Raw genomic sequence first — 21,621 nt, forward strand, 5'->3', positions numbered from 1 at the left:
TTAAAAAGATCTTAACCAACCTGCTCCATATTTATTTGCTGATCCGGCAGCAGTGCTGAACATAGTAATTACTCTATTCTTCTCAGCGTTAACAATAACAGTATTTCCATTGAGCATATATCGCCATTGAGCATTTCCAAATTTACTTCTACCCATAGTTGCTGTTCCTTCCCTGACAATTTTTAGAATATCAGGCGATCTAAACCCTCTGGTTATAGCTTGGTCAACCGCGTGAGCAGAGATAGAAGATATTGAACGAGGCGCAGTATTTTCAGCAGCTGCACTGACTAAACCTACAGTAGCTGCACTAACAGCCCCTTTACTAACAGCTACAATCGCAGCTTTAACCATAAAAACATCAGAAACTGCCAATGCAGAGTAAGCTGCTGCCTGCCAATATTCGCCATTCTGATAATGGTCAATAGCTGCTCTTCCGTTGCCCCAAATTGGTATCATGCTTTCGACTAAGCCTGGCTGACCTACTCCCTTTCGTCCAGGAGAACCTTCGTTCGGACTTGTACCAACTTTAAATATTATGCCGTACGCGCTGTTACCATCTACAGTGGTCTTATTTCCGTTAGCATCTCTGTACCATGCTGTCGTCTGTATAAACCCTTCTTTAATGTCCGTAGTCACATGCGCTCCGTCGCCAACTCTGCGATTGTATTCTTCTGCAGCTGATACATAATCGGTTGCCCACTTCGAATATAATCCCCACTGTCTATTGGATTGCATATTTTCAGCACCTGCATAAAAAGCTTCCTCAGCTGAGCCATAAGTAGACCATCCTGAACTGGCTGAATAATGTCCAGAATAGCCACTTTGCATCTGAGAAATAACATTATTCCAATATGCACTGTAATCTGCCTTATCTCCCAATGGATCATTAAAAATTAATGGGTTATTTAAAGCATACTGGTAAACTGTCATGCTCTCGCTGGCCTCTGCAATAGGGTCAGCCCCAATAAATCTTCCTACTGCAGCATCATACATCCTATAAAATGTCTGCTGCAAATCCGGTAAATCGCCAAAATCGTTCTGCCATTCACTCCCGCCGTTATACAGTTTTTTGTTGGCTGCTGTTGGCGTTACACTTCCGGGCATAGTTAAGCCAAAAGGGTAATAACTGTTCTCCTGCCTTACCACTGCAACACCGCCCTGCTCTTCAAAACTCACCCTAACATTGCCCTGCTGGTCTTTAATCATGTACTCGGGCTTTAGGGTGCCGCTGTTGTTACGCACCCGGCCTTCTGCCATACCAAAATAAGCCAATGCGTTATCTTCGTAAACAAAACCGCCAATATAATCGGTAGTTTTTACCAGGCTGTTGTTATCAAAAGCCTGTTTTCTAATGAGACCTCCCCCTGCATCATAAGTGTAGGTAACGTACCTTCCAACCGCTGTAGTTACCGTAACCTTATCGGTAAGGTTCAGCACATTGTAATCCAGGTTAATCCCCTTTTTGGCATCACTGGTCATATTGCCCGATGCATCGTAATCATAACCCGTTCCAGATCCTGTCAGGTTCTTAAAACCAAATACCCCATAAGACCCTCCGCTGCCATCGCTTACATTACTTAACCGGTTGCCATCGTAACTATAATTCAGGTCATCTACTGCCGCAATGCTGCCACTTAGCAGGGCATTACGCTGTAAAGTTAATATATTTCCGTTCAGGTCGTAGCTGATATTTTTTTCATCAAAAGCGCCATTATTATCCCAGCTGCCACCGCCACTGCGCTCAGCATAATTAGCAGCATTTAACCGCAACAGTTTATCGTAAGTAAACTTATAACTCCGCTCGTTGCCGGTAACTACACCAGCGGCATTTACTTTCCATTTCACCGCAGCAAGTGCCCCGTTAAAATAAGCACTGTTGCCAATGCCACTATCACTTTGGTTGTAGAGCAGATCCATCCCAAACACATCGTTGCTATCGTCGTTTCTATCATCAACCACCAGGCTACTATTATTAATGCTGGTTATCTGCCCCCGTATATTGTAACGGTAGTCTACAGATTGCAGGTAACTTGCTCCCCCGTTTGTACTATGTAGTTTGCGGTCTATGAGCTGACCAAGCTCATTGTATTCGTAAGCGCCTGTTCTTATCGGTGTTCCCCCGTTGTACGATTCATCTACTGTCTTTAATCTATCGCGATGATCGTAACTGTATTCAGTTTGTACAACTGTAGTTACAGCTGCTACCTGCACAACCCGGCTACGCAGTGCTTTACCTGTAAAATCGGCTACAGTAGTACTGAAGCTATTTACAGCTGTATTAAGCTGGTTATTCCCCTGGCTCTGAATCAACCTGCCCTTTGCATCGTAAAACATAACCGTGGTTAGCCAAATATTGGAAAGACCACTGCCTACAGTTCTCTTCCTGATCATGGTAGGCAAGCCATTGGTATATGAGCCTTGACCTGCCTCTCCTGCCATACCCTGACCCTGATAGGCATAGTCAGCAGAACCATTCCCGTCCAAATCATAATCATCGTAATAACCATAGGCTAAAGGCTCTGTATCACTGACCGGGAAACAGTTGTTTGTATAATAACCCAAAGATCCGTTCCCGTTACGCTCCTCGTAGGTATTGGCATAACTTAGTCCATTTACAAAGCCCTGCATTGAAGCTCTGCTGGTATAGCTGCTATTGTAATAAATTCCCTGTATTATAGCTGTATTACGGCTATCATATTTAATGTAGTTCCATTTCTGTTGCGCGCGTAAGTTTGCATCCTGGGCCAGCACTAACCTATCGAAAGGATCGTACACCAGATAGCTGGTACCGCCTCCCGGAGCAGTCCGCTCTACAGGCCTTCCCCTTTCATCATAAACATAAATAAAAAGCAACTTTTGAACATCCGGTTGCTGAAGGCTATAGTTGCCATAGCTGCCCATCAGGGCAACAGCTTTTGGTGGTACAATGAAAACCAACTGGCCTAAATCATCATATACATAATAGGTTTCAAGCCAGGTGGTGCCTCCCTGATCCAAAAGCTGTTTTTTTAGTATGGTTCTACCACTATTATCCGTATAAGTTACCGTTTGGCTATTTTCGCCATCGGTGCCACCATTTACCGAAAGAGTACCGGCATCAAAGCTGCCGTTAGCCGAGCCATCTGCATTCCACCTGCGGATGGTTTCGCTGGAAAGGTTTGTCCTGTAGGTAAAACTGTTCTGGTGCTCTCCAATCTGGAATCCACTGCCAACTGACCCTGCCTGAAGAATCCGCTGCATAGGGCTGTTATCAAAGAGCTGCTGACTATAGGGGTTTGCATCAACTGCTGTTTTCTGTCCGCTCGTTGCATAAAAACCTGATTGCTCCAATATTGCATTTGTCCTGAATGTGCCACTGGCATTTGATGAAGCATAGGGCAGGTAACCGGTTACCTGTCTTCCAAGGTTGTCATAAACCATCGGCTGTACAATGTCTTTTCCTGAAGGACTTGCGCCAACCGCGATAGACTGAACGGGCCTGCCCATACCATCGAAATAGGTCCGAGTCGTTGTTCTGTCTGTTTGAGGGAGTGCGAAAACCTGAACGTCTGTAGTTACTCCCGAGACCTTTACCACATCCTCTTGAATATAGCTCCGATTCTGTCCGAATATAGCGTTTGCATACAGACCAAATGTTAAAATAAGGGCGATGAATTTATATTGTATTTTCATGATTGAGGGCTAAAATAGTTATTGAACTTCCTCCACCACACACTCTTCAGTGGAGGTAGAAAATGAGATCTGCTGTTTACCTGACAAGTTTACACCATAGAAATAATAGTAGGCGTTATTTGCTGACTGAGAGATTCTACAATCATTCACTACCCCGGTGGTAGGCGTAGTATAGCTTTGGTACCTGATTGAACGGTAGCCGTAAGGATTGCTGGCAGTATACTGTCCAGGGGCACTTATCCGGATGTCATAGGTTCCCGAAGCAACAAAAACATTACCAGAGGCGAAATCGGAATCATTGAAAACATAGGCCAAAGTTGTACCCTGATAGAAACTGATTGTCATCCCGGCACCATAAACCCTTACATTCTCCGTTGAATTTGTTATGGTAACTGTTTTGGTGTCGCTTACTGTTCCATACGGAGCAAGGGACTTAGTTAATGTTACAGAATAACTTCCCGGTGCTGTATAGGTGTGGAGAATTTGCCCGTACAATGCAGAACTATTGGTTGTTGAGCTGCCATCACCAAAATTCCAGGTGTAAGAAAGCCCTTCACTGTCCCAGTTAGAAAGTGCCCCATCTGAAAAATATAGTGGATAATTTGTATTGGCATGATTTGCATCGTACGAGATTTCAGCTTTGTAACTATCCTGATCGCTTTTTGAGATATAAGTCTTTTTCAAGATAATATTTTTACTGTCATCCAGTACATTCTTTAACCGGAGCCACTTATCGTAGATATAATACTCCGCCCTTCCGTTGGTATTTGTAACAGAGGTCTTTACAAAAGAATTCTCATCATAACCTGATGTTGACACCAAAGCATCGGCCGGATAAAAAATAATATCATCAACCAGTATAGCTGTTGAGCTCTGGAAAGAAATAGTAAAAGAATCTGGGAAGCCGCCGACAGGTATCCTGACCTGATAATACTTCCATTGCCCACCAGTATTAGTATAAGCTAAGGTTTGGCTGGAGCCATTGGCAGACACATTAATGTTTCCGGATGTACCCGTATTTATCCAAAGAGAAAAAAGGTAATACTTCCTTCCGGTAAATTTTGTTACCGTTCTGGAAAGTGTATTTCCAGCATCTAAGCTGAACGCATGACTTCCAGACCTTGCTGTAGTTACAAAACTTGATATAGGAGGATTAACTGAATATGTAAATCCTGTTTCCAGATAGTGTAGCTCAAAGTTTTCATAGGCAACCTCACCAATACCCGCATGTTCAAACATTGCTACCGGACTGGACATAAGCTGATCGGTAATTATTGCCTTTTTACTAATTCCGCTCGACAGCACAGTAGTTGGATTGGCATTTTTATCATAATCAAGTATCGTTTCCTTAGCAACATAGCGCGAATCTTTGGAAAATACGCCACTGGTAATATCAGACGGTTGAAAATCGCTTACCCCCATAGCATTTAAAAAATTGAACTGGCGATAAGGAAGATCGAGGTTAGGACGATAGTTAAAACCCCATGTCTTAAAATCTGTTAGCGACGCCGCAACCGTGCGGTTTACCCCATTACGTTCCAGCTGGCTATAAGACTCTACAGGAATGTTAACACCTTGGAGTGCCAGATTATAAATAGATTGGACCATTGAATCTGATGATGGCGAGGCACTGTAATCCTTAATATACTTAAAAAAGGTCCTTGCTGTACTTCCGTCGCTTTTAACCTGTGTTTTAGTGGTCACTTCTTTATGTTGGGAGCTGGCATAGAGATAGCTGGTAGTTGTATGGTTCGCCTGTGTTACTGAAGGTGCATCAAAAACAGTATTATCTTCTTGTGCAATCAGATTACCTACTCCGGCATATAATGTATATTTTGAATAAGCCATAGCGCCGGCATTTTCCTCAAACCTTAAGGCATTAATAACAAGTGGTGAATTGCTGCGCGCGTATGTATAAACCGATTCACTTACTTTGTTCCCATTTTCATCATACTGTCCCAGCTTTTTAATCAGCCCCCGTTCAAAATCATAATTGGTATTTGGCGCAAATGGATAGGTGTTCTTCTCATTGGTCATATAGCTACCGTTAACACAACTGGTCCGCCCAAAATTGCTAACTGTTGGAGACCAATCACTACCCCAGCTATTGTCCCAGTTAGTAGCAGGAATAAGATACTCATAAAGTGAGCTTCCTGCACCAGGTTTTGAAATCCTTATATGGCTATAAAGTATTCCTATTTCCTCCTGAGAAATATTTTCCTCTAAACGGATAACTGAATTCTGAAGCATATATTCTGTAGTACCAGAACCATAAAAAGGTGTGGTAAAAGATAACAATGGTACACTCACTGGTTTCCCACTCGATAAACCTGTTACAGGATTGAGGTAACTATAATTGGTTACAATATTTCCTGAAGGATTAGCCCCATCATTGATGGTTAGCTTCTTCACCCTCAAACCTCCTCCCTGTATCACAGCGCCTGCCGTTACATCAAAGTAATCATTCGGTTCGTACTCGAACGAAGTACTGCCTCCATTTTCGTAGGCATAAATACTAGCAAGCGTACCAGCCATCATTGCGGCTTGATTAACGCCCCTTGCTGCCCCAGAAACCGCATAATTATAAGTGCCCGAAGCTCCTCCTGCTATATTTCGGTAATGCTCGCGGGATGGATCTGAAGGGTTGATATAAACTTGTGGGAGAAGGGAACTTTCCGAACTTCCATTATAGTAACCCCACACATCAATTGCTTTTGAATTGGAATCAGGGAGATTCAAAACCCCACCATCATTACTGATACCATTGTAAGCAAAATAAAGATCTTGTTTATTATTAACCCAAATCCGTTCAAGTAATGTCTTGTTTGCAAAGCTGTTATTATTTGTTTTATAGCTGTAGTAACTAAATAAATACTTTTTTCCCATCCCTGTGATAGAATCAATGAGTGAGGCTCCAGACGTTGGCGCTGAGCGGTAATGAAATTCCAATCCTTGATTGAAAGCAACATCATCCCAACCTCCGTAGGTTATCCTGGAAAGCTGGATCTGGGTTGTCCAGTTGGAAATCGTAAAAGGGTAAATTGTTGTTGTGGAGGTACCCTGCGAGAGCGCTAAACGGTCGGTTCCAGTAGAGAAGGAAGACTCACCATAGAAAAAATCAAATCCGGCGCCTCCAACATCTTTAATACTGCTTATGTTCCAGGCGCTAACATATTCTAATCCATTCTGAAACTGCTGGTATTCACGCTTAAAGAAGTTTATTGAACCAGGACTTGATGATAATGTGTGCTTTGTAGAGGTCTGTAATGCCGCGAAAGTATATTTAGTACCTGAAGCAGTTGTGATTACGAAGCTTTTAATCCTGCCATAACTGTTATAATGGGTTGGAACATTGGTTTCATATTCATAAGTCACCTTTATATCCTGATAAGGAATTGTTTTTATATTATGATCGGCATCAAACACCAGCTTACAGCTTAACCCTGGTGCATTTACTATAAAGATATCTGGTTCAGTATCGGAAAGGTCAGAGAAATTACTATTTAAGTAAGCCAGGTCATTCGCCTCATCTGTGCAGGTCGACTGGCTGTTATCGTTACTTATGGTAAACGCATTAATCTTCGAACCATTTGTATTATTGAGCCAACCCAAACGCTGATTACCCATATTGTCTTTCAAAGCCTCGTCAGGCAATCCCCTCAACTGCCGGTAAATCCCTCCTCCGGCTTCCAGGTTCCAACCCAGACCACCAGCCCCCTCCGCTTCCTTAACCTTGATACCGCTTCCGGTATAATTTAAACTTATTGGCATCGAAATTTTCCCGCTACGTAATTCGTAAAGCGGCATCTTCACCGAGCCTGCACCGGTTAAATTGTTAACTGATGCCAATGGGAGTTGCGCAAAGAGTTCGTTGTTCTTTAGCAACAGCATAATTAGAAAAACAAGTAATTTAGAAATGTTATTCTTCATGAGAGTTTATTAGGTGTCTGTGATATATTATTCTTATTCGGTCTGATATTTCTGGTAACTGACGAAGACGCCCCTTATCCAGGAGCTATTTGAAAAGTGTCCACATGAGACAAAAACCAAAAATTTATTGAATGACTATTGCAGAAATCTAGAGATATAGAAATCGTAGTATTTTAGCCTGATAAAATTGGCATTAGAACTTCCAGCAGAGCTTGGACTTGAGGCGTGATCTTTAGGTAACATTTTAGGTTAAATTTGATTGATCTAAAATGTGTTCTGTGTTCGCTTTTTGGAATTTTTTTACATCAACCAGTAGATTTATCTGACGAAAGCCTTATTTCTATGGGTTCCTTAATCAGATTATCTATACACCCTAAAAAAGAGAAAGCCTAGATACTATCTCATCAAAAATAGGTAAACAACTGCTTAAGCTATAACGGGTAAGCATTCATGCCGTTTAATATGCTTACCGAATTGTTCACCTTTTTCTTGCAAAAAAATCATTAAAAATACGAAGCTATATTTTTAATCCTTGCTCCACAACTTTTGGTATTTTGGTATTGATCCCAACTTTCGGTATAGATCTAAAAAAATCGTGGTATAGTAATGAAACAAAAAAGCCTCAACTTTTTCAAGTTAAGGCTTTTGTTGCGGAATGGACGGGACTCGAACCCGCGACCTCCTGCGTGACAGGCAGGCATTCTAACCAGCTGAACTACCACTCCTTTTGTTCTCCTTTAAAGTTAGAACCTCTTTCCCCTTTCGGGATTGCAAATATAGAGACTATATTTGGTTTATCACTATAATAAGCAACATTTAACGCGATAATTCTGTAACTCGCTGATGCTCATTTAAAATAATTTCACCAGAATGGCGGTAAAACAAAAAAGCCTCAACTTTTTCAAGTTAAGGCTTTTGTTGCGGAATGGACGGGACTCGAACCCGCGACCTCCTGCGTGACAGGCAGGCATTCTAACCAGCTGAACTACCACTCCTTTTGTTCTCCTTTAAAGTTCGAACCTCTTGTCTCTTTCGAGGTTGCAAATATAGAGACTATATATTAATTCGCAAACTTTTTTTTTCAAATAATTACAACTCCTTAATTTGCAGCACCTTCCTGCATCTTTTCGGCATTTTCAGCAAACTGAAGGGCATCAATAATCTCCTGAATATCGCCATCCATAATGGTTGGCAGGTTGTACATGGTTAAACCAATGCGGTGCTCGGTAACCCTTCCCTGCGGATAGTTGTAGGTCCTGATCTTTGCCGAACGGTCGCCGGTTGATACCATCGTTTTACGTTTAGCCGCAATATCGCCGTTCTTTTTCTGCAATTCAATATCGTACAACTTACTACGCAACATCTCCATGGCAATAATACGGTTACCCAATTGCGAACGCTCACGCTGGCATACCACTACAATACCCGAAGGCTTATGCGTTAACTGCACCTTGGTTTCTACCTTGTTTACGTTCTGTCCACCTGCACCACCCGAGCGCGAAGTTTGCAACTCAATATCTGCAGGATTAATGTAAAGGTCTATTTCTTCAGCTTCGGGCAATACCGCTACCGATGCTGCCGAGGTATGTACACGCCCCTGGGTTTCAGTATCAGGCACGCGTTGTACCCGGTGCACACCACTTTCGTATTTTAGCTGGCCATACACATCCTCACCACTCACTTTCAAAATTACCTCTTTGTAACCACCTGCTGTACCTTCAGTTACATCAACAGTCTCTACATTCCAGCCTTTGGTTTCGAAAAAGCGCGTGTACATCCGGTATAAATCGCCGGCAAATAATGCAGCCTCATCCCCACCAGTACCACCACGGATCTCAAAAACGGCGTTTTTCGCATCCTCCGGATCTTTAGGAATCAACATCACACGGATAGCGCTTTCCATTTCTTCCTGCTGTTTTAACAATAAATCCAGCTCCTCTTTCGCCATTTCGCGCATTTCAGGATCTTTCTCTGCCGTTAAAATTTCTTTATTGGCATCGATATTACTCATCACATTTTTGTAAACCTTATACTCGTCTACAATTTTGCCCAAGTCTTTATATTCTTTATTTAAAGCCGCAAAACGTTTCATATCCTGTATCACATCAGGATTACTCAATTGCTCTTCTACATCTTCCCAGCGTAGCTTTATAGCTTCTAATTTATCTAACATATTTATTCTTGTTGAAGTTTCCCTACGGTTGGCATAGGGCCAAAAATTTAGGAAAATGCAAAAATAAGGAAAAAAGCTGAATTTGTTTGTTTAGCCGGTATGGTTAATTGGTCAATCAGTTAACCATAAATAGTAATCTGGCTATTCATTGGAAAATGAAAGGTTCTGTGCCAATGGCGGCGGGCAGCCCTGCTATCCCTCCAAGTCCTCTCCCGATGTAAAATCGGGATCCGGGCTTTCCGCTCTATCAGGTTTATCGTGAAAGAACTGTACACCTGGGCACCATTGCAAACCCAAATAGCAGCAGGAAAAAATGTACCTAAACGGGATTGAAGAGGCAGCTCCCGATTTTTCATCGGGACTATAACGAAAAGCCCGGCTAGCATTAAAAAAAGCTTAAGCCACTGCTTTCCAAAAAACAAAAATATTACGGTGTTGGGTTATAGTATTCCAGTTTCAAATCTACACCATCAAACACAGCATAAGAGTTATAATTGAGCCACTCGCCAATATTTACGTAGCGGCTGTTCTCACCCAATGCAATATCCAGCGGCAGATGCCTGTGTCCGAAAATAAAATAATCGAAATGTGTTTGCTGTAACTGTTCTTTGGCGTAAATGGCTAGCCACTCTTTATCCTCACCTAAAAAAACTTCCTTTTCGGTTTGCGCTGCACGGCTTCCCCTGCTCCAGCCATTGGCAATACCAATCCCCAAATTGGGGTGCAAACGGGCAAATAACCATTGGCAGAGTTTGCTCCTAAAAATCTTGCGTAAAAATTTATATTTATTATCGCCAGGGCCTAAACCATCTCCATGGTGCAGGTAAAACTTCTTGCCTCCACGTTCCATAATCATTTCATCGCTGATAATTTCCATCCCAATTTCTTGGGTAAAATAATCGCGCACCCACATATCATGGTTACCTTTAAAGAAATAGATCTTAACCCCCGAATCAGCCATTTCGGCCAGTTTTCCCTGCAAACGGATAAAGCCTTTGGGTATTACTTTTGCATATTCGAACCAGAAATCGAAAATATCGCCCATTAAAAAAAGCTCAGCACAGGTGGGTGTTATAAAATCAAGCCAGCTTACAATGCGCGCCTCACGTGCACGGCTTTCGGCATAACTAGGGGTGCCCAAATGAAAATCGGAAGCGAAATAAATGTTCTTGGCCATGTATGCGCAAAGGTAAGGGAAAAAAGCTGAAAGACTAAAGATCAAAGCTGAAAGACTAAAGATCAAAGGCTAAAGCTAAAAGACCAAAGCCTAGTATAAAAAAATCAGTGCAATCCTCAGCATCGGTGCAATCGCTAAAATCTGTGTAATCCCTACATAAAAACATATATTAGTAAATAAATCCTTTTGCACATGAAAAAACAAATCGTATTCAGCTTATTTGCACTAAGCCTTTTCGCCTGTAAACAGGAAAAGCAAGCCGCAGAAAAAATAACATTGATGAAATACCCCGAAACCAAAAAAGACAGCACCACCGATAATTATTTTGGCACCCAAATAGCCGACCCTTACCGCTGGCTCGAAAACGATACCTCGGCCGAAACCAAAACCTGGGTTGATGCACAAAATAAAGTAACTCAAAACTACCTGGCACAGATTCCTTACCGTGCAGACATTAAGAAACGCCTGACCGAAATCTGGAATTATCCCAAAGAAACCGCGCCGTTTAAGGTAGGCGAATATTATTTCTTCACCAAAAACGATGGACTGCAAAACCAAAGCATCTGGTTCATTAAAAAAGGATTGGACGGTGCAGAAGAAGTTTTCCTGGACCCAAACAAACTTACTGCCGATGGCACTGCTGCCGTTTCGCTGCTTGGCTTTTCGCACGATAAAAAATACCTTGCCTACTCTGTAGCCCAGGCCGGATCAGACTGGAGCAACATTTACGTAATAGAAGTAGCCACCAAATTAAAACAGGCCGACGAGCTGAAATGGACCAAATTCTCCGGTGCGGCCTGGCGTGGCGATGGCTTTTATTACAGCAAATTCGATGAGCCCGTAAAAGGTACCGACCTTTCTGCTGCCAATAAATATCAGAAAGTTTACTACCACAAACTGGGCGATCAGCAAAAAAACGATCAGCTGGTTTTTGAAGATAAAACCAATCCGAACCTGTATTTTGGTGCCGGCGTTACCGAAGATGAGCGCTTTTTGGTTATTTATGCCAATGCAGGCACTTCAGGCAATGCCCTATACTACCAGGATTTAAAATTGCCCAGCAGCAAAATCAGCCAACTGGTAAAAGGTTTTGAAAACAACCACAGTGTAGTTGATAATGTAGGCGAGAAACTATTGGTAAGTACCGATTTAGGTGCCGAAAATAAACAGATTGTATTGGTCGACCCTAAAAACAACGACCCCAAAAACTGGCAGAAAATCATCCCCGAATCGAAGCTGGCTATGGAAAACATTTCGACAGGTGGCGGCTTCTTGTGGGCAACTTATTTAAAAGATGCCAGTACCAGCATTGTTCAGTTCGATTTAACCGGCAAAAAAATCAGCGAAGTAAAGCTTCCGGCAATTGGTACGGTTGATGGCTTTGGCGGCTACAAGGAAGATCAGGAGTTCTTTTATTCCTTTTCTAACTTCACCACACCGAGCTCCATTTACCGCTACGATTTAAAGAAAGGCGAATCTACGCTGTACCGGAAATCGGCCATCCAACTCAACACTGAAAACTACGAAACCAAGCAGGTATTTTACCCATCAAAAGATGGCACCAAAGTACCCATGTTTATTGTGCATAAAAAAGGCATCAAACTCGATGGTAACAACCCGGTTTACCTGTATGGCTATGGTGGTTTTCAGATTAGCTTAACCCCGGGTTTTAGCTTGTCGCGCATGTTGTTCTTAGAACATGGTGGTATTTACGTGCAGCCCAGCCTGCGTGGTGGCAGCGAATATGGCGAAGCCTGGCACAAAGGCGGCATGCTCGAAAAGAAACAAAACGTTTTTGATGACTTCATCGCCGCCGCCGAGTACCTGATTAAAGAAAAATATACCAATCCAGGTAAAATTGCCATTTCGGGCGGCTCAAACGGCGGGCTTTTGGTAGGTGCCTGCATGACCCAGCGTCCTGAGCTTTTTAAAGTGGCATTACCGGCAGTAGGCGTTTTAGATATGTTACGCTACCACAAATTTACGGTTGGCTGGGGCTGGGTAGTAGAATATGGCAGCAGCAATAAAAAAGCGGATTTTGATTATCTGATCAAATATTCGCCTTTGCACAACGTCAAAAGTGGTGTAAATTATCCGGCTACCTTAATCACAACCGCCGATCACGATGACCGCGTGGTACCTGCGCATTCATTTAAATTTGCGGCTACTTTACAGGAAAAATACAAAGGCAATAACCCAATGCTAATCCGGATTGAAACCAAAGCTGGTCATGGTGCCGGGAAGCCGACCACAAAACTGATTGAAGAATCGGCCGATGTGTGGAGCTTTGTATTTCAGAATTTGGGAATGGGGTGGTAATTATTTGTCATGCTTTAGGTTGATTTATTGCAAAAATTCGTCATTGCGAGAAGGCTTTTTCAGCCGACAAAGCAATCTTACAATAATCGCTAACTTAGCGTGTGCATTAAGATTGCTTCGTTCCTCGCAATGACGAGAATTCTATGAGTTCTGTCAATCGTAGCAAAGTGAAAAACCCAGTTATCCCACCAACCCTATAGACCAATTATAATTTGCTTTAAACTACCTAAAATGCCTAACTTTTGTTTTTAGTTAGCCTAAGGCATATAAAATATTGAATACAACAGAATTACAAAATTATCTGGAATATTTCTAAATAACAGAATTGATAACACTTTATTTCGTAACTTTGCGTCAAATTTTTTTTAATGATCACTACTGATATAGCCGTAATAGGCGCTGGTCCGGTAGGCTTATTTGCCATTTTTGAAGCCGGTTTATTAAAAATGCGTTGCCATTTAATTGACTACCTGCCTCAGGTTGGCGGTCAGCTGTCTGAAATTTATCCTAAAAAACCGATATACGATATCCCGGGCTACCCTTCTGTTCTGGCTCAGGAGCTTATCGATAACTTAATGGAGCAGGCTAAGCCTTTCCATCCAACGTTTACTTTAGGCGAACGTATTGAAGGTTTAGAAAAACGCGGCGAAGCCGATTTCGTTTTAACAACCAATATGGGTACTGTTATCGAAGCCAAAGTTGTGGTAATTGCAGGTGGTTTAGGCTGTTTTGAGCCACGTAAACCAGCTGTAGAGAACTTAGAAAATTTTGAAAACGGCAAAGGTGTTAACTACATGATCCTTGATCCGGAGAAATACCGCGATCAGAAAATGGTTATTGCCGGTGGTGGCGACTCTGCTTTAGACTGGACCATCTACCTAGCCGAAGTTTGTTCGGAGCTTACTTTGGTACACAGAAGCGAGAGTTTCCGTGGTGCACCAGATTCGGTTGCTAAAGTAATGGCATTGGCCGAAAGCGGAAAGATTAACCTGATCTTAAACAGCAACCTGCAGGCTGTACATGGAACCGATAAATTAGAAAAGGTTGAAATTGTACAGAACCGTACCATGGAGAAAACGGTTGTAGATGCCGATCATTTAATTCCATTATTTGGTTTAAGCCCTAAATTAGGTCCTATTGAAGACTGGAACTTAAACATCAGCAAAAGTGCAATCGAAGTAAATGTTGATGATTACTCAACCAACATTCCGGGGATTTATGCTATTGGCGACATCAACACTTACACCAATAAATTAAAATTAATTCTGTGTGGTTTCCACGAGGCAGCATTAATGAGCCACAGCGCTTATTCTTACATGAACCCTGGTGTGAAATATACCATGAAATATACAACCGTAAACGGAGTTTCAGAATTTTAAGCTTTCTGCTATATTTGCTTTTCAAATTATAAGCGAGCTAACAAATGGAGAACAACATTAATATATATATGCAAGAGCCGGATGGCTCGGTTACCGAACACGTTGCACCAACTGACATGGGCTTAAGCCTGATGGAGTTTTTAAAGGCATCAGAATATGATATTCTGGCTACCTGTGGCGGAATGGCGCTTTGCGCTACCTGCTGTGTCGACGTTTTGGAGGGTGAAGAGAAACTTAACGAAATGACAGACGATGAGTATGCCATGTTAGATACTTTACCTGATTTACTACCCAATTCGCGTTTAGCCTGCCAGTTGCAGTTAAACAACAATATGGATGGTTTAAAAGTAAAATTGCACGGCGTTAGCTAGTTGCAAACCGCATAAAACAGAAAAAGGCGATACCAAAAGTATCGCCTTTGCTGTTTCAGACCTCGCAGGTTTTTAAAACCTGCGAGGTCTTGTTTTTTGTTAGTCGAGATTATAATCCACTAAAGGATTTAAAATCCTTAGTACTAAAGTCGGGATTACAAATCCCGACTAACAACAGTCTTACTGAACACTCACCTTTTGCGTTGCCACATTCCAGCCATATACCTCTACGGCCAGGTTACTCTGTTTACCAGTATATTCTACCGTAACCGTTTTACTTTCGCCCGGTAAAATGCTTACATAGTTATCGTCATAAAAAGCTGGCAATATTCTTTGGTTGGTGCTGCCATTAATTAAAGCTACACGATTAAAAAACGCAACCGGATTTCCTGCAGCGTTGCTTAAAGTAACAGCTACTTTCCCATTGTTCTGATTAGCAGCACTTACTTTTAAAGGTGTTTGCTTCATATTTTTCAAGCCCGAATATTCTCCATCTTTTCCAGGTAGCCAATAAATATTCTCGCTCAAGATGTTTTGTTTTTGATCCAGAATTCTTAACGAAACAAAAACCCCATCTTTCTTATCCAATTTGGTTAAAAACTCATTTAAAGGGAACAATCTTCTTACTGATGAAGGACCAACTGAATTAAATACCTGAGAGTAGAAATAATCCTTGCCCTCCATATCATAGGCTTTAGCTTGTACCATTAGGTTATTACGCGTGGTAAAGCCATTGTTTACGATGGTTACCATACTATCCAAAGGATTCATCATCACGTGCAACGGCTCACTTCCTTTTCTTAAGCCATATAAACACGCATTCGGGTCCAGATAATAATCATACATCTGTCCGCGCATGGCTGTCCATGGGTTTTGCGTTTTCCAGATGATTGATCCGGTATACCAATCCCACATTTTGTTAGAAAAACCTTCCATTAATGCGCGGTACTGATCGTAATTGGCCAGCTGGGCTTTCATGGCAAAATCTTTGGCATCTTTTGGCTTACCATAAGGATTAAGGTATTGCTCGTACGAGATGTACTTATGGTAATCCCACACCGAATCTGGTTTGGTTTTATATTGTGGTGCAACCAGGTTTTTCTCCGGGATAAAGCGCAATAAAGAAGCATAATCGCCTACTCCTACCGAGCCAACTTCAGAGTTGTAAGGGAAGGTTTGTGTTCCCCAGAAAGTTTTAATATCCTGAATGCCGTAAGGTCCGTCGCCGTTACCGCCAATCGAATTGTACGACATTTCATCACTGTTAGAAAAATCGAAAAACTGACGTGTACCATCTAATCTTGGCAGCAGGTCATTCTTTAGTGGCATTAAAATATCATCTGGGGGTGTAATTTCGTTCCCTCCGCACCAAAAAGCAAGCGAAGCATGGTTTCTGATCATTTTAATCTGATCTTCAATTGCAGTTAAAACCAAAGGATGATCATCAGGATAATTTCTTCTGGTCCACTGGTCTTCTTTTTTCATCGGATCTACCCAACGGCCATTACAATCGCCACTAAACCAAAAATCCTGGAAAACCAGCAAACCATATTTATCGCAGGCATTATAAAACTCTGGCCGCTCTAAAATAGCTCCTCCCCAAATCCTGATCAGGTTTAGGTTCATATCTTTATGGTAACGTACCTCGGCATCATAACGTGCATCGGTAAAGCGCAACATCGCATCAGAAATAATCCAGTTACCGCCTTTTATAAAAATCTTTTGGCCGTTTACAAAAGTACCCATGCTTTTGGTATGGTCATTCCAGATATTATCAATCTGACGGATTCCCACTTTCAGTGCTTCCTGATCCAACACCTGTGTTGCAGCAACAAATTTGATCTTTAAATCGTAAAGGTTTTGATCGCCGTAACCGCTTGGCCACCATAATTTAGGGTTCTCGATTTGCAAGTCTGCAAGTTTAACCGTAGTATTTTGGTTGGCCGCAATTGTAGCCCGCTGTTTAATTATCTTTCCTGCTATCTCATATTGTAAAGTACCTGAAACCGCCTTGCTGGTTGGGTTTTCTACCTCGATACTAACCTTTACTGTTGCCGGATTTTGTTTCCCTGTTGCCAATCTTTTACCTGGCACTAAAGTAACTACATGCGGGTTTTGAATATTAATGCTTTTGGTTTTTTCGATGGTAACCTTATCCCAAATACCGGTGTTGCGGTCGCGGGTAGGTTGAATCCAGTCCCAGCCTGCAGTATATTGCGTTGTTAAACCTTTGGCAATAGTTCCATCGCCTCCCTGACCGCCATTAGGGTTGCCCGGAAAATCGGGTGGATAAACAATTACAGCTAACCTGTTTTTGCCATTGGCAGCAAGCAATGGGGTAATGTTATATTGCGCGCGTATGTGCATCCCCACCTGTGTTTTGGGATTTACTTTTTTGCCGTTTAAATAAATTTCAGCTTTATAGTTAATCCCTCTAAACTGCAACCAAACCTGTTCGTTTCCGGCGGCGCGTTCTTCAAAATCCTTTACAAACCAATACGTGTAATGCGCATTACCGGTATGGTAAACATCGGCAATCTTTTCGTTGTTCATGCCGTAAAACGGATCAGGCACTTTTTTGTTATTCAACAAGGTGGTAAGCACCGTTCCGGGTACTGTGGCCGGCATCCAGTTATTGAGGGCAAAACCGGTTTTAGAAATGGCTGCACCGTCGGCTTTTACGTCGTTAACATTGGTGCAAGTCCATCCCGAATTTAATTCGTAACGCTGTTGTGCGCCAGCCATTAAACCCGAGCAGCATAAAAGCAGTAACAATATTTTCTTCATTAGTATTGGTATTGATTGGGTGATTTATTTGATGATAAGCGAATGATGGCCTGATTGAATGCGTGGGATATTTCTACTCATTCGATCAGGCACTAATTTAATCATTCTTATATTATTTTGTGGATACGGGTCGGTCAGCAGGTTTTACACCCCAGGTTGCAGATGGTGTATTGCCCATATAAATTTGCATATTTCCGCCGGCCATGATAGCCTTATGTAAAATAAATGCTTTGGTATAAGGTTTACCATTCAGCACTATTTTTTGGATATATTTATTTTCGGCACTGTTTCCGATTACCTTAATATCGAACTTTTTGTTTCCGCTCAATGCAATACTGGCTTCGTTAATTAATGGTGTTCCGAAAACATAAGCGCCGTTTGCCGGATTTACGGGATAAAAACCCATAGCCGTAAAAATGTACCAGGCACTCATTTGCCCAACATCTTCGTTACCGCATAAACCATCGGGCTTTGCAGAATAAAAGTCTTTGTCTATTTTGCGGATCAGGTCGGCAGTTTTCCAGGGCTGACCTGCATAAGTGTACAAATAAGTAATGTGGTGGTTGGGCTCATTACCCTGCGCATAATTACCAATTAAGCCGCTAATATCTGGCGACCCGTTAGTTCCCAGATCTAAAGGTAAGGTAAACAACGAATCGAGCTTATTGGTGAAAGGTTTATCGCCACCGAAAAGCTTAATCAGCCCTTCAACATCCTGAGGCACTAGCCAGGTATACTGCCAGGCATTTCCCTCTACGTAATCATCTTCACGGTGTTTAGATGAAAATGGATCGAATGGGCTTCTCCAGTTTCCGTTAGCCAGTTTACCACGCATAAACTGCACATTAGGATCGAAATACTGGCTGTATAACTTCGCTCTTTTACTGAAATAATTGTAATCGGCTGTTTTGTTTAAGGCTTTGGCCATTAGTGCAATACAATAATCATCAATGGCGTACTCGAGGGCTTTACCAACTGATTCATTTACCTTATCGGCCGGAATGTATTTTAATTGCTGAATGTACTCAATACCATCTGTTTTTTGCATGGCCGATTGTTTTACCGCGGCATAAGCCAGGTTAACATCAAAACCACGGTAGCCTTTTAAATAGGCATCAACAATAACCGGTACAGCATGATAGCCCACCATGGTATTGGTTTCGCTGCCCATTAAATGCCAAACAGGCAATTTACCTTGTTGTTTGTAAATGGCCAGCATGGTGTTTACCACGTCGTTTACTTTATCCTGGTGCAAAATGGTAAACAGCCGGTTAGCAGCACGGTAGGTATCCCACAGCGAAAAAGTAGTTAAGTTATTAAAACCTGCATTTTTATATACCTTTTTATCTGTACCCAGATAATCTTTGTTTACATCGTTAAATAACGAAGGGGCCACCATGGTATGGTATAAGGCAGTATAAAAAACTTTTTTGGTGGTATTGGAAGCTCCAATTTTCACTTTTGCCAATTCTTTTTCCCATTTGGTATCGGCTTTTTTAACGGTTGCAGCAAAATCCCAGTTGGGTAACTCTGTTTTTAAGTTTAAAATGGCATTATCGATACTTACCGGTGATAGTGCTACTTTTATCTGCAGTTTGTTGTTATTGATGGCAGCAAAATCAACAACAGCTTTCAGCTTCTTACCGTTTAGGGCTTTTCCACTTTTAACAGCTGTACTATCGTATAAGGTAATGTTTTTAATGGGTTGCGAAAGCTTAATTACGAAATACAAGCGCTGATCGTTAGACCAGCCTTTCGAATTTCTATGACCAACAATTGTAGTCGCATCAAGCTGTTTAAAAGAAGCAGATACCGGGGCATCCCAACCAATACCTTCTATCAAATCGATGATAATGTGTGGATTTTCTGCTGCATTTTTAAAGGTATATTGATGAAAACCTACCCTTTCGGTAGCCGTTAATTCGGCCTTAATTCCGTATTTATCCAGCAATACGCTGTAATAACCCGCTTTTGCTACTTCGTTCTGGTGCGAAAAAGTCGATAAATAACCTGCAGGATCTTCTGCAGTCTTACCCTTTTCTAACAAGGTTTTTCCGGTAGCCGGCATGATGGAAATATCGCCCAAATCACCAATTCCCGTACCACTCAGATGCGTGTGTGCAAAACCGGTAATGGTATTACTGGCATAGTTATAACCGCTACACCAATCCCAACCCTCAAAAATATTGTTTGGGCCGAGCTGTACTGCACCAAAAGGCACATTGGCACCTACAAAAACGTGACCATGTTTTGCCGAGCCAATCAACGGATCAACATATTGGGTCAATTTTGTTGTTTGCTGTGCAAAGGCTTGATTAACACATAAAGAGGCGGTTAAAAATAGAATAGACGAAATTTTGTTGAAATGCATGGTTTATATCCTACAATAGGTTTAAAAGCCCTAAAAGTAAAACGTTTTACGTTAATTTTCATTTAAAATGAAAAAGAATTACATCCAACCTATAATGCCCCCAACAAATTACTTATCGATATCCAGCACAATTACATGATCAGGTTCGCTAGTATCCACTGCACTATTCAGACTTAGTTTTCCATTTTTAAAGGTATACTTTACCGCAGTTTTATCTTTTAGCAAATAGGCCTTTTTAATTTTTTTAGCAGGAACATTTTCCAGATCGAGCGTATTGGTTTTACCATCCAAAATGTGGATATAGATATTTTTATCGGTTTGGGTAATGCTTCCCCATGCCTGAGGTTTAATGAAACCGCCCTTGGTATTGTAAATGCTCTCGCCATAAACTTTTAACCAGGCACCCATGCCGGCTAAGCGCTCCTGAAATTCGGGCTGGATTTTACCATTTGGCATCGGGCCAATGTTAAGCAACAGGTTTGAGCCTAAACTGGCAGCCTTCACCAGCATATTCACCAACTCTTTATTCGATTTGTAGTGCGTATCACTCAGATTGTAACCCCACGAATTTGAAATCGTTTCACAGGTTTCTAACGGAAGTTTATCTGATGCTTTCTGAAAACTTAAACCTGATTTATTTTCGCCGGGAAGATCGCGCTCAAACATCTGGAAATCTTCTCCAGCGAACGGGCTTAGGTGGTGGTTATTCCCGATCATACATTGTGGCTGCAGTTTGTGTATGAGCCCATAAATTTCATTGTATTTCCAATCTATTCGCGATGTACGGTCTTTTTCACCCTCAGGTGCAGTCTGATCCCAGTGACCATCAAACCAGATGCCCCCAATTTCGCCATAATTGGTTAAAAGTTCGGTTAGCTGGTTTTTCATAAACTGCAGGTAACTGGCATAATCGCCCTTGCCCGTTCTGCCCGAATTCTGACCTGTACGCCCAGTTTCATGTGGATAATCTTCGCGGCGCCAATCGAGTAAAGAATAATATAAATACAATTGTATGCCTTGCTTATGGCATTCATCAGCCATCATTTTTACGATGTCCTTTTTGTAAGGCGTATTCATGATGTTGAAATCAGAGTATTTGGTATCAAACATGCTAAAACCATCATGGTGGCGGGTAATCAGCGTAATGTATTTCATACCGGCATTTTTAGCCATGCTTACCCATTGCGCAGCATTAAACTCCGTTGGGTTGAAAAAATCTTTCAGATTGGTGTAGTTATGCACATTCAGCTTCCTGTCGTTCATTACCCATTCGCCACTTCCCGGAATACTAAAAGGCCCCCAGTGAATAAATAAGCCGAACCGGGCATCGTTAAACCAGGCGCGTTGTTTTAAATTGGATGCTGCAGGCACATAATCCTGCGCTTTTAACTGCAGGCCAAACAACAGGACTAAGCCTATTATTGCTAATTTTTTCATAAGAT

The 21,621-nt window shown here is 41.9% G+C and carries 10 protein-coding genes and 2 tRNA genes; 3 read left to right on the forward strand and 9 right to left on the reverse strand.

Translation table 11 applies throughout. From position 1 onward, the window contains the following. From OC25_RS15290 to OC25_RS15320, 6 genes are all read right to left on the reverse strand, one after another. Complete coding sequence (locus OC25_RS15290) at positions 1–3,672, reverse strand: DUF6443 domain-containing protein (RefSeq protein WP_082018616.1); 3,672 nt, start codon at positions 3,670–3,672, stop codon at positions 1–3. Positions 3,673–3,690: 18 nt separating this feature from the next. Further along, positions 3,691–7,602 carry a PKD domain-containing protein gene (locus OC25_RS15295; RefSeq protein ID WP_082018617.1) on the reverse strand — a complete coding sequence of 1,304 codons (3,912 nt, stop codon included), beginning with the start codon at positions 7,600–7,602 and terminating at the stop codon, positions 3,691–3,693. A gap of 651 nt (positions 7,603–8,253) precedes the next feature. Beyond that, positions 8,254–8,327 (reverse strand) — tRNA-Asp (locus OC25_RS15300). A gap of 196 nt (positions 8,328–8,523) precedes the next feature. Then, positions 8,524–8,597 (reverse strand) — tRNA-Asp (locus tag OC25_RS15305). Positions 8,598–8,701: 104 nt separating this feature from the next. Beyond that, on the reverse strand, positions 8,702–9,775 hold the full coding sequence (gene prfA, locus OC25_RS15310; RefSeq protein ID WP_039477694.1) for a peptide chain release factor 1: 1,074 nt from the start codon (positions 9,773–9,775) through the stop codon (positions 8,702–8,704). 427 nt (positions 9,776–10,202) lie between these two features. Then, positions 10,203–10,952, reverse strand: a complete 750-nt coding sequence (locus tag OC25_RS15320) for a UDP-2,3-diacylglucosamine diphosphatase (protein ID WP_039477699.1) — start codon at positions 10,950–10,952, stop codon at positions 10,203–10,205. Between the two features lie 192 nt (positions 10,953–11,144). Between OC25_RS15320 and OC25_RS15325 the strand changes: the two genes are divergently transcribed. From OC25_RS15325 to OC25_RS15335, 3 genes are all read left to right on the forward strand, one after another. Continuing rightward, positions 11,145–13,271 carry a prolyl oligopeptidase family serine peptidase gene (locus OC25_RS15325; protein WP_039477701.1) on the forward strand — a complete coding sequence of 709 codons (2,127 nt, stop codon included), beginning with the start codon at positions 11,145–11,147 and terminating at the stop codon, positions 13,269–13,271. Positions 13,272–13,639: 368 nt separating this feature from the next. Next, complete coding sequence (locus OC25_RS15330; protein WP_039477703.1) at positions 13,640–14,650, forward strand: NAD(P)/FAD-dependent oxidoreductase; 1,011 nt, start codon at positions 13,640–13,642, stop codon at positions 14,648–14,650. Positions 14,651–14,694: 44 nt separating this feature from the next. After that, on the forward strand, positions 14,695–15,021 hold the full coding sequence (locus tag OC25_RS15335; RefSeq protein ID WP_025141835.1) for a 2Fe-2S iron-sulfur cluster-binding protein: 327 nt from the start codon (positions 14,695–14,697) through the stop codon (positions 15,019–15,021). Positions 15,022–15,201: 180 nt separating this feature from the next. On the opposite strand, the gene OC25_RS15340 is transcribed toward OC25_RS15335, so the two are convergent. The 3 genes from OC25_RS15340 to OC25_RS15350 all read right to left on the reverse strand — a co-directional run bounded on the left by OC25_RS15340 (position 15,202) and on the right by OC25_RS15350 (position 21,616). Beyond that, on the reverse strand, positions 15,202–17,808 hold the full coding sequence (locus tag OC25_RS15340; protein WP_039477706.1) for a glycoside hydrolase family 2 protein: 2,607 nt from the start codon (positions 17,806–17,808) through the stop codon (positions 15,202–15,204). 112 nt (positions 17,809–17,920) lie between these two features. After that, complete coding sequence (locus tag OC25_RS15345) at positions 17,921–20,179, reverse strand: GH92 family glycosyl hydrolase (RefSeq protein WP_039477710.1); 2,259 nt, start codon at positions 20,177–20,179, stop codon at positions 17,921–17,923. Positions 20,180–20,287: 108 nt separating this feature from the next. Next, positions 20,288–21,616, reverse strand: a complete 1,329-nt coding sequence (locus OC25_RS15350) for an alpha-L-fucosidase (RefSeq protein ID WP_039477711.1) — start codon at positions 21,614–21,616, stop codon at positions 20,288–20,290. Positions 21,617–21,621 lie beyond the last annotated feature (5 nt).

The sequence above is a fragment of the Pedobacter kyungheensis genome, assembly GCF_000812965.1.
Classification (GTDB): Bacteria; Bacteroidota; Bacteroidia; order Sphingobacteriales; family Sphingobacteriaceae; genus Pedobacter; species Pedobacter kyungheensis.